The 12,898-nt window shown below is 35.0% G+C and carries 11 protein-coding genes; 9 read left to right on the top strand and 2 right to left on the bottom strand.

Features of this window, described 5'->3' with window-relative positions; genetic code table 11:
* Positions 1 to 345: 345 nt before the first annotated feature.
* A complete protein-coding gene (locus BZARG_RS06260; protein ID WP_008636498.1) occupies positions 346 to 1,476 on the bottom strand; it encodes an ATP-binding protein in 1,131 nt (376 codons plus the stop codon).
* 69 nt (positions 1,477 to 1,545) lie between these two features.
* On the bottom strand, positions 1,546 to 2,301 hold the full coding sequence (locus BZARG_RS06255; protein WP_008636506.1) for an SDR family NAD(P)-dependent oxidoreductase: 756 nt from the start codon (positions 2,299 to 2,301) through the stop codon (positions 1,546 to 1,548).
* Between the two features lie 330 nt (positions 2,302 to 2,631).
* Here BZARG_RS06255 and BZARG_RS06250 point away from each other — a divergent pair, with 330 nt between their 5' ends.
* The 9 genes from BZARG_RS06250 (at position 2,632) to BZARG_RS06210 (ending at position 12,713) form a co-directional block, all read left to right on the top strand.
* Positions 2,632 to 3,633 carry an AAA family ATPase gene (locus tag BZARG_RS06250; protein ID WP_008636500.1) on the top strand — a complete coding sequence of 334 codons (1,002 nt, stop codon included), beginning with the start codon at positions 2,632 to 2,634 and terminating at the stop codon, positions 3,631 to 3,633.
* Positions 3,634 to 3,737: 104 nt separating this feature from the next.
* Positions 3,738 to 4,604, top strand: coding sequence for a DUF58 domain-containing protein (locus BZARG_RS06245; protein ID WP_008636510.1), 867 nt, complete (start codon positions 3,738 to 3,740; stop codon positions 4,602 to 4,604).
* Positions 4,605 to 4,619: 15 nt separating this feature from the next.
* Positions 4,620 to 6,284 (top strand): hypothetical protein, encoded by a 1,665-nt coding sequence (locus BZARG_RS06240; protein WP_008636502.1) that lies wholly within the window; start codon positions 4,620 to 4,622, stop codon positions 6,282 to 6,284.
* Between the two features lie 2 nt (positions 6,285 to 6,286).
* Positions 6,287 to 7,291 (top strand): vWA domain-containing protein, encoded by a 1,005-nt coding sequence (locus BZARG_RS06235; protein ID WP_008636496.1) that lies wholly within the window; start codon positions 6,287 to 6,289, stop codon positions 7,289 to 7,291.
* Between the two features lie 56 nt (positions 7,292 to 7,347).
* Entirely contained in the window at positions 7,348 to 8,385 is a 1,038-nt protein-coding gene (locus BZARG_RS06230; protein ID WP_008636508.1) for a vWA domain-containing protein, read from the top strand.
* A 73-nt stretch (positions 8,386 to 8,458) separates the two neighbouring features.
* Positions 8,459 to 9,310, top strand: coding sequence for a tetratricopeptide repeat protein (locus BZARG_RS06225; RefSeq protein WP_040288074.1), 852 nt, complete (start codon positions 8,459 to 8,461; stop codon positions 9,308 to 9,310).
* Between the two features lie 80 nt (positions 9,311 to 9,390).
* Positions 9,391 to 11,163, top strand: a complete 1,773-nt coding sequence (locus BZARG_RS06220; RefSeq protein WP_008636493.1) for a BatD family protein — start codon at positions 9,391 to 9,393, stop codon at positions 11,161 to 11,163.
* Positions 11,164 to 11,165: 2 nt separating this feature from the next.
* The gene (locus BZARG_RS06215) at positions 11,166 to 11,939 is read left to right on the top strand and encodes a tetratricopeptide repeat protein (RefSeq protein WP_008636495.1); all 774 of its coding nucleotides are present in this window, start codon (positions 11,166 to 11,168) and stop codon (positions 11,937 to 11,939) included.
* 147 nt (positions 11,940 to 12,086) lie between these two features.
* Positions 12,087 to 12,713 carry a carbonic anhydrase gene (locus tag BZARG_RS06210; protein WP_008636504.1) on the top strand — a complete coding sequence of 209 codons (627 nt, stop codon included), beginning with the start codon at positions 12,087 to 12,089 and terminating at the stop codon, positions 12,711 to 12,713.
* Positions 12,714 to 12,898: the final 185 nt, after the last annotated feature.

The following is a 12,898-nucleotide window of genomic DNA, read 5'->3' as shown; positions in this document are numbered from 1 at the left end:
AAAATTTACTCTTTCTCATAATACTGTCTAAATTAAGATAATTATTCTACTTTTAAACAGTTCGGTTTTAGGGGGAGCTTACATGGTCAGAACAAGTTAAGTTGCCTTATTAAAGGAATTGGAGGGTTTTAAGGGAATGACAAATCTTATGTTAAACTTTCTAATCTGGAAAACCGATTTGAAAGAAAAAAGCCTTGCAAAAAGTGATAACACTTCTTTTAAGGCTTTTAAAAAATTTAATTAATAGCAAAACAAATATAGAGAAAATAGCACCTCAATACTTTTTAAATACATACCTGGCAATATTTGCGTGATACTTGGTATTGAATATTGTGTGTTTGACTTTTAACTGTATTTAACTTTTCTTAAAATCCGCATCGTTTGTTGGTAAGATTCGTAAACAGCATCATAATTTTTTAAAAGAACTTTTGCGCTTGTTAGTTTATTTATAGCATCTTCAAAACCGTTTAAATAACAAATTAGGTAAGTAGCTGGTAAGTTTTTTAAATCAACCAATTCATTTTCCGTTAAGCGTTGAGCATTTTGCAATTTTTCTAAAAGTACATTATTGGAGTTGTATATATGGTGTAAAGCTTTTTTATCATATTGCGGTGCCTTGAAAATAAGGGTGCTATCTATATTGTAGCTTCCATGTTCTGAAAAGCGAATTGTTGTTTCTTCTAACGGATAATGCTTAAAAGCATCCTGTAATCCTAAATTAATGTACTCTACAATTTTAAAGGAATCTTCATTAAAAGTAATAGACACCTCATCTAAAGCGGAATAAAATAACCGAACCTGTTCATTAATGAGTTCAATATCTACACGGGAAAAAAACGTTTCTTCGTTTACCATTTTTTTCTGGCCTGCCCAGCATACCACAAAATATTCTTTAAAAACTTTGTATTGTGGGTTAAAATCTTTCCGGGTTTTCATAAAATCGAAAACGCCATCTAAAGTATGGGCTATGTTGTTTTGAGAATGTGCTTCTATTGCCTGTACGATTCTTGAATTGTTGTCCTTTATTTTAATGTCATACACTTTAGACATGCTCATACTGCCATCTCTAAAAAACACCGAACCTCCATAGTATTTCCAGATGTTCTTTCGCAACGATGTTATTTTCCCTGTTGGTCGGATGGTGACTAATCCGACTACTTTCCCCTCAGGTAAATGCGGAAATGAAATATTTTCGTATTGAACTATTGGCGGATGGGTTAAATATGCATTGATAAGGTTTTGAATTTTGCTATCATCAAAAAAGTTAACACCAACAATTTCGCTGTCTTCATCTTCAACACCGATAACGATATAGGAGTTGTTTTTAGGATTGCTATTGGAGAGTGCACAAATATGTTTTAAAAATTTGGCTTTTCCTTCTTGTAAACTAATATCAACAAGTCGTTTTTTATCATAGAAGCTGTTCTCATCATTATGAGCCAGTAAATTTTTGATAAGTAAGCGTTTGTTTAGCATTGTTAAATCCCCTCGAAAGAGGGGATCTCTTTTAATTAGTAATCAATAAATAATAATAGAAAATAGTAATTAAACATTCTTCTTTACAATCGTAGAAGACGCCTGCGCTGTTGGAAAAACCAATAAATCAGCAATATTAACATGCGCTGGTCTGCTAATGGTAAAATAAATAATATCAGCCACATCTTCTGGCTGCAAGGCTTTGTAACCTTTATAAACAGAATCTGCTTGTTTTCCACCCTTAAAACGAACTTTAGAAAACTCCGTTTCTACAAGCCCTGGGTTTATGGCTGAAACTTTAATACCATACGGATTCAAGTCAAGCCGCATGCCTTCGGTAATAGCTAAAACGGCATGCTTACTGGCGCAATAAATATTGCCTTTTGGGTAAACTTCCTTCCCAGCCGAAGAACCTATGTTAATTATATGACCTGATTCTCTTTCAATCATTTGTGGCATAACAAGCTTGCTTACATAAAGTACACCTTTCACATTAATATCCATCATGGCATCCCAGTCTTCCACATCGCCATCTTGAATTGTATCCATACCATGAGCATTACCCGCATTATTTATTAAGATATCAATTTGTTTAAATTCTTCCGGCAAACTCGCTATGGCTTCCCGAGTGGCGGCGTTATCTCGCACATCAAAATTTAGGGTATGTACTTCTGTTTGTTCTAGAAGCGCATTTTTTATACTGTCTAAACGATCTTGGCGTCTTCCGCATAAAATTAAATGAATACCATGTTTGGCGAATTCTTGTGCTGTTGCTCGACCAATACCACTAGTTGCTCCGGTTATTAATGCTGTTCTTTTTGTCATTTTTTAATTCTATTACTATGGTTATAATTCGCGTTAAACACTAATTTATGTTATTATTTGTATAAGTGAAATTACTAAAATTAAAAGTCAATTAGTAATTGCTAAATTTACTTTTATAAGCGTAAAGCTTGTTAATTTACCTGAAATTCTCTGCAATTTAAAGGATAGAACGGTTGTTTGTATAAATTAATAGTTAAAATTTTAGTAATTCATCCCAAAAACTAGTGTCAATTTTTAACCAATTATTAACAGGCTTAAAGCAAAAATTTTAACAATTTAGCATTCTAGAATAAACCCATAAGTTTCGGGTGCTTTTAAATAGAAAAAAGAATGGAAGATACGCACACAATTGACATTGCGTCTATTAACGAGAAAATTGAAAAAGAAAGTGCTTTTATAGATTTACTGATGTTCGAAATGAACAAGGTAATCGTTGGACAAAGGCATATGGTTGAACGCTTACTTATTGGTTTATTAGGTCAAGGTCATATTTTATTAGAAGGTGTTCCTGGTTTAGCAAAAACTTTAGCTATTAATACGTTATCGCAAGCCGTGCAAGGTTCGTTTAGTAGAATTCAGTTTACCCCAGATTTATTGCCTGCCGATGTGGTTGGTACCCTAATCTATAACATGAAGGAAAACGATTTCAAGATAAAAAAAGGACCAATCTTCGCTAATTTTGTTTTGGCGGATGAAATTAACCGTGCGCCTGCCAAAGTGCAATCGGCTTTATTAGAAGCCATGCAGGAAAAGCAAGTTACCATTGGTGATGAAACCTTTATTTTAGACAAGCCGTTTTTAGTAATGGCAACGATGAACCCTGTTGAGCAAGAAGGAACGTATCCTTTACCAGAAGCACAAGTGGATCGTTTTATGTTGAAAACCGTTATCGATTATCCGAAAATGGAGGACGAACAGCTCATCATGCGTGCCAACTTAAAAGGGGCGTTTGAAAAAGTAAATCCTGTTGTTTCTGTCGAACAGATTTTGAGAGCTCAAGAAGCCGTTCGCGGTGTTTATATGGATGAAAAAATTGAAAAATATATTCTCGATATTATATTCGCAACACGTTACCCTGAAAAATATAGGCTAGCCGACTTAAAGCCACTTATTTCTTTTGGAGCATCACCTCGTGGAAGTATTAACCTTGCAACAGCTGCTAAATGTTATGCCTTTATTAAACGCCGTGGTTATGTAATCCCTGAAGATGTTCGTGCGGTGGTTTATGATGTGTTACGACATAGAATTGGAATTACTTATGAAGCTGAAGCTGAAAACGTGACTTCCGAAGATATTATTAGTAAAATTGTAAATGAAATTGAGGTCCCATAATCTCATCCTAAACCCTTCCCAAGGGGAAGGACTTCAAGAGAAATTTTTATGAATTATTTAAAAGCCCTCTTTCCTTCGGAGAGACGGCTTGGGAGAGAGGAAAAATGGATACAAAAGAATTACTAAAAAAAGTTCGAAAAATAGAAATCAAGACACGCCGGTTGTCTGATCATATTTTTGGTGGCGAATATCATTCGACCTTCAAGGGACGTGGTATGACCTTTAGTGAAGTCCGCCAGTATCAATACGGAGATGATGTTCGGAATATTGACTGGAATGTAACCGCTAGAACTAACGAGCCACATATTAAGGTTTTTGAAGAAGAGCGCGAACTTACCATGATGCTTATGGTGGATATTTCGGGTTCAGAATTTTTTGGAACAGATTCCCAATTTAAAAATGAAATTATAACCGAAATTGCAGCAACACTTGCGTTTTCGGCAACACAAAATAATGATAAAATCGGCTTAATTTTGTTTACAGATGACATTGAGCTTTATATTCCACCTAAAAAAGGACGTTCCCATGTTTTACGAATAATCCGTGAACTCATCGAATTTAAACCTAAAAGTCAAAAAACAGATATTGCCGAAGCGCTTAAGTTTTTATCGAATGTTATGAAAAAGAAAGCGATTGTTTTCTTGTTGTCCGATTTTATGGCAGACGATTACCGTCATAACCTAAAAATTGCGGCAGGACGTCATGATATTTCTGGTATTCGCGTGTATGATAAACATGAAGAAACTATGCCAAATTTAGGTATGGTTCAAATGCAAGATCAGGAAACAGGCGAAAGCATGTTAGTAAATACCGGATCAAAAAGCGTACGTCTAGGTTATAGTAAGCACTATCTTGAACGCGTTGATTATTTCAAGGACAGTTTTTCAAAATCGGGTTCCGGTGTTGTAGATTGCCGTGTGGATGAAAGTTATGTTAAAAAATTATTAGGTTATTTTAAACAAAGAGGCTAATCGATAATAGAATTTATGAATCAAACTTTACGATATAAGAAAAGTACATCCTCCGTTTTTGGTTTACCATTGGCGGTTATTTGTTCTTGTATCTTTTTTCTTTATGCAGCAGTTTCGGTTGCGCAGGTTAAATTCTCTGCGGACACTACTAATATCAAAATCGGTGAGCAAATCACCTATAAAATAGAGGTTGAAACAGATAGCACACATTTGGTGGTTTTTCCTGAAGGTCAAACGTTTTCACCATTGGAAGTCATCGAGTCTTATAAAACGGATACCACTAAACGCGATGCGAAATTTAATCTTATAAAAAAATACGGCTTAACGCAATTCGATTCAGGAGCTTTTACGATTCCAGCCCAAAAGATTATTATTAATGATAAAGTTATTTTTACAGATTCGCTTAATGTTCGTGTAAACCCTGTAATAGTAGATACACTCAAACAAGGATTATATGCTATAAAACCTATTATTAGTGTTGATAAAAGCCCAAGTAATTGGTGGAAAATACTTTTAATTATTTTAATGGTATTAGCTGCTGTTACTGCTTTACTGTATTGGTTTGTTTGGCGAAAAAAACCATTAACAGAAGAGGAAAAAATAGCTGCTTTACCACCTTATGACCGTGCCAAATTAGCCTTACAACAATTGGATGAACACCGGTATTTAGAGGAGGACGCTTATAAAGAGTATTATTCTGAATTAACCTTTGCTATACGTCGTTATTTAGACGAGAAGGTTTACGATCGTGCTTTAGAAAGTACCACCGATGAACTTATTTCAAGATTACGTTTGTTGAAAGACGGAAATCAAATCGATTTAAGTCTGGAAACTATTAAAAATCTAGAAAGCATCTTTAAACGTGCCGATTTGGTGAAATTCGCAAAATCATTGCCAGATAAAGAATTAGCAAAATTTGATAGAGCGACGATCGATAAAGAAATAGATTTGGTAAGAGCTGTGCTTCCTGAACCAAATGAGGAAGAAAAATTATTAGACGAACAATATAAAGAAGCTCAAGAACGCAAAAAGAAACGCCGAAAAATAATAATATCAGCCTTTGTGGTTGTGGGTTTATTGATAGCTACGTTTGTTGGGTTTGGTTTTAAATACGGCTTCACTTATGTAAAAGACACCATTTTTTGCAATAACAGTTTGGAATTGTTGGAAGGTACTTGGGTGCGCAGCGATTATGGATTTCCGCCAATTACGATTACAACGCCCGAAGTTTTAAAACGTATACAGCAGGACTCTATCAAGGACGAAAATGCACCGGTAGAGTATACGACGTTCAATTATGGGGATTTAGGTAATAACTTAAATATTACGTTAAATACGGCGATTCTGAAAAATCAGAAACCAGAAGATTCAATCAATTTGGTTGCTGTGGCAGAAAAATCGATTCAAGACTTGGAGCGTAGAGGCATCACCAATATATTTGTTAAAAATGAAAAGTTTACCACGCCAAATAATGCAGAAGGTTTAAAAACTTTTGGTACCGCTAGTTTTCCAATTGGTAGTTCCGATTCTTTTGTAAAAGGAGAGTATATTCTACTTCATTTTACTGCAGAAAAAGTGATTCAACAAATTATTATTGCTTGGCAAAAGGATGATGAATATGCTGCTGAAATGGTAGAGCGAATAATAAATTCAGTTGAACTAAAACCTGCAGCCGAATGATGATGTTTGAAGGAGTAGAATTTGTAGATAAACAATTTTTCTGGCTTTTGTTGCTGTTGCCAATCGCCGTAATTTGGTATGTGGTAAAAAATAAAAAGCAAACTGCTGAATTAAAAGTATCCAGTATTAAAGGATTTAAGTTGGTGCCATCGGTATTGCCAAAATTTAGACACGTATTATTTGTATTACGCTTAGTGGCGTTGGCAGCTTTAATAACGGCCATGGCAAGACCACGATCGGTAGATGTGAGCACCAAAACAAAAACAACGCGCGGTATTGATATTGTTATGGCAATTGATGTTTCGGCAAGTATGTTGGCAAAAGATTTAAAGCCAAACCGTCTCGTTGCTTTAAAGAAAGTAGCGTCAGAGTTTATTGCAGGTCGACCAAATGATCGTATTGGTTTGGTTATATATGCAGGAGAAAGCTATACAAAAATGCCTATTACCAGCGATAAAGCACTTGTATTACGTTCATTGGATGAAGTGGAATACAATACAACTATAGAAGGCGGAACTGCTATTGGTATGGGATTAGCAACAGCTGTTAACCGCTTAAAAGATAGTAAAGCCGACAGTAAAGTGGTTATTCTGCTAACAGATGGTGTAAATAATACCGGTTTTATCGATCCAAAAATTGCTAGTGAATTAGCTGTAGAATATGGTATAAAAGCTTACACTATTGGTATTGGTAGTAATGGTATGGCGTTATCGCCAGTTTCTATTTTGCCAAATGGCCAATTTCAATACGCACGCGTTCAAGTTGAAATCGATGAAGAGCTGATGAAGGAAATAGCCAATGATACCGGTGGGAAATATTTTCGTGCGACAGACAATGAGAAGTTAAGCGAAATTTATGAAGAAATTAATAAGCTTGAAAAAACAGATATAGAAGAGTTTAAATTCTATAACTATAAAGAAATGTTTAGACCATTAGTGTTTTTAGCAGGGATGTTACTCTTGCTTGAAGTATTATTGCGTCTCACCATTTTTAGAAGTTTTGTGTAGTTAAAAATTTAGTAAGAATAAAAATTAAAAGGTTCCCATTTCCATGGGAAATGAATATGTATCAATTAGAAGAAAAAATATGGTTTTGGGTATTAGCAGTTATTCCGGTAATTATGCTCCTGTATTTGCTGCTTCAATATTGGAAAAAACGCACCCAAAGTAAATTTGCCGATAAACAGTTATTAAAACGTTTAAGTCCTAATAAGTCAGGATTTAAAATGGCTTTAAAAGTGGTAGTTTTAAGTGTAGCATTTGCATGCTTGGCAATAGCTTTGGTAAATCCAAAAATAGGAACTAAGTTGGAAACTGTTAAGCGCGAAGGTGTGGATATTGTTTTTGCTGTAGATGTTTCTAAAAGTATGTTAGCCGAAGATATTGCACCAAACCGCTTAGATAAAACGAAACAGTTAGTCACGCAAATTATTAATAATTTGGCTGGCGATCGTGTTGGGATTATTGCTTACGCCGGAAAGGCATTTCCACAGTTGCCAATTACAACGGACTATGCATCTGCTAAAATGTTTTTACAAGGCATGAATACAGATATGCTATCATCTCAAGGTACAGCTATAGATGAAGCTATTGAGCTGGCAAAAACCTATTATGATGATGAACAACAAACCAATCGCGTATTAATTATTATTTCCGATGGTGAAGATCATTCAGTATTATCTGAAGACGTGGCAGCAGAAGCCAATGAAAAAGGTATTCGAATTTTCACAATCGGCGTTGGTGATGTTAAAGGAGGTCCAATTCCTATCCGGAAAAATGGCGTAATTCAAAATTATAAAAAGGATAAAAATGGCGAAACTGTTATCACGAAAATGGATGAGGATAACTTAAAAAGAATCGCTGCTGCAGCCAACGGATCCTATGTAAATGGTTCTAATACGGCAGAAGTAGTAGAAACCATAACGGATATTTTAAACGGCATGGATAAAAAAGAATATGAAGCCAAACAAATTGCGGATTTTAAAGATCAATTTCAATGGTTTTTAGGTTTTGCAATTTTCTTCTTATTTATCGATATTTTCCTATTGGAACGTAAAACAGGTTGGTTAAAACGACTGAACTTATTCAACGAAAACCTATAGAATATTTCATCACGAATTTTATAAAATATTTAACGCTTTAAACCCCAGTAGTTTTATACTTTTAAAGGCACCAATGAAACACCTATTAATATACATATTCGCCCTAATAACTGTGTCTGCTTTCTCGCAAGAAGATGAGGAGAAGGAACAATTAAAAGCCGTAAAAAACGCGAAGAATCTGGTATTTGAGGGCAACGATTTTTTAGGAAAAGACGATTTTATTTCTGCAGAAATGGCGTATCGTCAAGCCCTATCAGAATTACCATCGGAAGCGATAGGGGGTTACAATTTAGGCACCTCTTATATTCAGGAAGGTAATTTAGATGAAGGGTTATATCAACTTGAAAAAACCTTAAAAACAGCAACATCCAAATCAGAAAAACATCAGATATTTCATAATATCGGAAATATATTGATGCAAAATAAAAAATGTAAAGAAGCGGTTGAAGCTTACAAGGGGGCTTTGCGTAACAATCCCTCGGATGATGAGTCGCGTTATAATTTAGCATTGGCTCAAGAATGTGCTAAAGAGCAAGAAGATCAAAATCAAGATGATGATCAGGATGACGATCAGGATCAAGACAAGGACGACGAAAATAAGGATAAAGACGACCAGAAAGATCAAGACGACGAGAACAAAGACGATAAAGATAAAGGCGACCAAGATAAAAAGGACGGTGACGAGAACAAAGATGAAGACGGTAAGCCTAAAGACGAAAAGGAAGACGAAGGTAAAGAAAACCAAGATCCTGGAAAAGATAAAGAAGAAAAGCAGAAACCACCGCAGCAAAAACCTGGTCAAATGTCGCCACAGCAAATGAAAAACTTGTTAGAAGCTATGAATAATCAAGAAGCTAAAGTTCAGGAAAAAATGAATGCTGAAAAGCAGAAAGGCGAAAAGATTGACACGGATAAGGACTGGTAGAAAAGAATGATTAAAAACTTATTTTTTAATGAGTAAACCTTAAAAATAAGCGAATACAGAAAAGTGGATAGAACGAAATCATGAAACTCATAAAACACATTGTAATAATTGCAATAGTACTCGTTTCGAGTATGGCAAATGCTCAAGTGACTTTTGAATCTAAAGTTAGCAAGAAGAAGTTAGGTATTAACGAGCGACTTCGTATTGACTTTGAAATGAATAAAGATGGCGATAATTTTAATCCGCCAGACTTTAATAATTTCACAGTTGTTGGTGGACCAAATCAATCGGTTAGTCATTCGTATAGCAATGGTAAACGTTCGTACTCAAAAATATATAGTTATTTTTTAGCACCAAAAGGTCAAGGAACATTTACCATTAAACAAGCGGTTATAGAAATTGATGGTGAAGTTTATAAAACTACGCCTATTGTCATTACGGTTACCTCGGCAGTTCAATCGCCAAAAGATGGTAACAGTGCCGATTATATTGCTTCAGAAAATATTCATTTAGTTGCTGAAGTGTCTGATAGCAAGCCCTATTTAAACGAAGCTATTACAGTTGTTTACAAACTATATGTCTCGCCAGATACAGGTGTGAGTAATTGGCGCGAAATAAATAGTCCGAAATTCAGTGATTTTTGGAGTCAGAATATTGATATTAAGCAGCTGTCCGTTCAAAATGGCACCTATAAAGGAGAGAATTATCGGTATGTTGTTTTACGTAAAACGGTTTTATATCCTCAAAAAAGTGGGGAATTAGAAATTGAGCCATTGAGTTTGGATATCACTGTTGAGGTGCCAACCAATAGACGTGATATTTTTGGAGGGCGCTTAATGCAACAAGCACATAGAACCGTTTCAGCAGGTAAAAGAACTATAAATGTAAAAGAACTTCCTGCTCAAGGCAAACCAGCAGATTTTACGGGTGCGGTTGGGAATTTTGATTTTAAAGTTAGTACATCTAAAGCAGAATTAAATGCATCGGAGTCATTACAAGCCAAAGTAGAGGTAACAGGTTCTGGTAATTTAAAACTATTTCAATTACCAAAATTAAGCTTACCGAGTTCATTAGAGGTTTACGAGCCAGAGCATGCTGAAAACGTTAAAACGAATTTAAACGGTATGCAAGGAAATATTTCCGATACCTATACGGTTGTACCGCAGTTTAAAGGTAAGTACCCAATTCCAAATATTTCGTTTTCGTATTTCGATTTAAAAACGGAGTCCTATAAAACCATCAACTCTAATGAAATAGTTATTGATGTATTGCAAGGTCCAACGAGTCAGTCCAACAATCAAGACATAACAGCTGCTGGAGGCGATAAACAACGTGTGGTTTTAAATAGTAATCAGTTTGTGTTTATTAAAACCGATACGACTTTAACATCCACGAAGCCATCTTACTTTTTTAAATCCGTCGGGTTTTGGGCAGCACTGCTATTGCCATTTTTAGCCATTCCGCTGGTTATGGTAGTTAAGAAAAATAAGGATAAGCGCGATGCTGATGTATTTGGAAATAGAATTCGAAAAGCAGATAAGCTTGCTAAAAGGTATTTAAGTGAAGCTAAAAATGCTTTAGGACAAAAAGAAGCTTTTTATATAGCGTTGGATAAAGCTTTACACAATTATTTAAAAGCGACACTTCATATTGAAACAAGCGATTTAAGTAAAGTGAAAATACAAGAATTATTGCATAAAGGACAGGTTAGTCAGCAAGCCATTACTGGTTTTGTTACTATTTTAGAAAACTGTGAATTGGCAAGATACACGCCGATTACGCAAGTAGAAATGGAACAAGATTATGAGCGAGCGGCAAGTGCAATTTCACAAATTGATAAAGAAATTAGATAGGAATGATACATTTTCAGAAAACATATTTTCTCTCTTTAGTAGTTGCTTTTTTAAGCGTGTGTTCATTTGCTCAAAATACATCGTTATTTGAGCAAGGTAATACCTTGTATAATGATGGGAAATATGAAGAAGCTATTAATAGCTATCAGCAAGTTTTGGATACGGATATGCATTCGGCAGAATTGTATTTTAATTTAGCAAATGCACATTATAAACTAAACCATATTGCACCAAGTATCTTTTATTACGAAAAAGCACAGCATTTAGCACCAAATGATCCCGATATTAAACAGAATATGGCGTTTGCTCAAAATATGACGTTGGACGCTGTTGATGTGGTTCCAGAAGTAGGTATTTCAAAAGTCATTAATCAGGTATCTCATGTGGTAAGTTTTGAAGCTTGGGCTATAATGACCATTGGTTTTGTGTTTTTGGCTGTGTTTGCTTTTATAAACTATTATATGTCTTTCGGAACGCGGACGAAACGATTCTCATTTACTTTCGGATCCGTTTTTATGATTTTAATGATAGGTTGCTTGGTATCCGCTTTTAATAAATACGATTTAGATAAGAGTGATAATCCAGCCATTGTATTTGCGCAGGAAAGTCAGATAAAAAGTGAACCCAATTTACGAAGTACTGAAGCATTTGTTCTTCATGAAGGTACAAAGGTTCAAGTATTAGACACGGTTGAAGACTGGAAGAAAATTAAGCTAACCGATGGTAAAGAAGGGTGGATTCGATCTGGAGATATTAAATTATTGAATAATTTTTAATAGAGTTTCCTTTATAATATATTCTGTATCTATCTTGTAGTTATGCTTCTAGAAGAATTAGAGTGTGTATATTGTTCGTAATTCAATTTTATTAGCTCTTTTTTAATACATTTATAGCGCGTAAAAAATGGCTAAATTTTCGATTTTATGAATTTAAAAACGGTTTTCGATAATAATAAAGTCTGGATTCAGAATAAATTGGATTCTAATCCCAACTATTTTGAAGAACTAGCTGACGGGCAAAATCCAGAACTTTTATACATTGGTTGTTCAGATAGTCGGGTAACCGCCGAAGAACTTATGGGCGCCGCTCCTGGTGAAGTTTTTGTACATAGAAACATTGCCAATATGGTTATTAGTATCGACCTGAATGTTATGTCGGTTATTAATTACGCAGTTAATGAACTGGAAGTAAAACATGTTATTGTTTGCGGACATTATGCTTGTGGTGGTGTAAAAGCGGCCATGCAGTCGGCAGATTTAGGTATTTTAAACCCGTGGTTACGTAATATTCGCGATGTATATAGAATTCACAGAGTTGAATTAAATGCCATCGAAAACGAAGATAACCGCTACGACCGACTTGTAGAGCTTAATGTGCAAGAGCAATGTGTTAACCTTATTAAAACAGCAGCTGTGCAAAAAGCTATTCGCGATCGTGGTTTAGTGGTCCACGGTTGGGTGTTTGATATTCATTCTGGAAAGCTAATTGATTTAGAAATAGACTTTGTTAAATACCTGGAGGACATTCAAGAGATTTATCATTTAGATTAAATAGTATCTGATAGGGAATTCAGTAAAAATAAAAATGTTTCTTTCTGCGATCTTTTACTCAAATTTTAATCTTCTGATGATAAAGCATCACCTCATGAAATTAAAAAATTCGTCTCTTTCCCAACAGACACTAAATAGAAAAACCCTCTCTACTTACGTAAGTACGGTTTACGGTTTACGTTTTA

The sequence above is a fragment of the Bizionia argentinensis JUB59 genome (assembly GCF_000224335.1).
GTDB classification, from domain to species: domain Bacteria; phylum Bacteroidota; class Bacteroidia; order Flavobacteriales; family Flavobacteriaceae; genus Algorimicrobium; species Algorimicrobium argentinense.
The sequence above is the reverse complement of the archived record's forward strand: the minus strand, read 5'-3'. Positions and strand labels throughout refer to the sequence as shown.

What these genes read in the sequence shown, in the direction of transcription:
- BZARG_RS06260 (WP_008636498.1), bottom strand. Translation starts at nt 1,476, where the DNA reads ATGCTAAACAAACGCTTACTTATCAAAAATTTACTGGCTCATAATGAT.
- BZARG_RS06255 (WP_008636506.1), bottom strand. Translation starts at nt 2,301, where the DNA reads ATGACAAAAAGAACAGCATTAATAACCGGAGCAACTAGTGGTATTGGT.
- BZARG_RS06250 (WP_008636500.1), top strand. Translation starts at nt 2,632, where the DNA reads ATGGAAGATACGCACACAATTGACATTGCGTCTATTAACGAGAAAATT.
- BZARG_RS06245 (WP_008636510.1), top strand. Translation starts at nt 3,738, where the DNA reads ATGGATACAAAAGAATTACTAAAAAAAGTTCGAAAAATAGAAATCAAG.
- BZARG_RS06240 (WP_008636502.1), top strand. Translation starts at nt 4,620, where the DNA reads ATGAATCAAACTTTACGATATAAGAAAAGTACATCCTCCGTTTTTGGT.
- BZARG_RS06235 (WP_008636496.1), top strand. Translation starts at nt 6,287, where the DNA reads ATGTTTGAAGGAGTAGAATTTGTAGATAAACAATTTTTCTGGCTTTTG.
- BZARG_RS06230 (WP_008636508.1), top strand. Translation starts at nt 7,348, where the DNA reads ATGTATCAATTAGAAGAAAAAATATGGTTTTGGGTATTAGCAGTTATT.
- BZARG_RS06225 (WP_040288074.1), top strand. Translation starts at nt 8,459, where the DNA reads ATGAAACACCTATTAATATACATATTCGCCCTAATAACTGTGTCTGCT.
- BZARG_RS06220 (WP_008636493.1), top strand. Translation starts at nt 9,391, where the DNA reads ATGAAACTCATAAAACACATTGTAATAATTGCAATAGTACTCGTTTCG.
- BZARG_RS06215 (WP_008636495.1), top strand. Translation starts at nt 11,166, where the DNA reads ATGATACATTTTCAGAAAACATATTTTCTCTCTTTAGTAGTTGCTTTT.
- BZARG_RS06210 (WP_008636504.1), top strand. Translation starts at nt 12,087, where the DNA reads ATGAATTTAAAAACGGTTTTCGATAATAATAAAGTCTGGATTCAGAAT.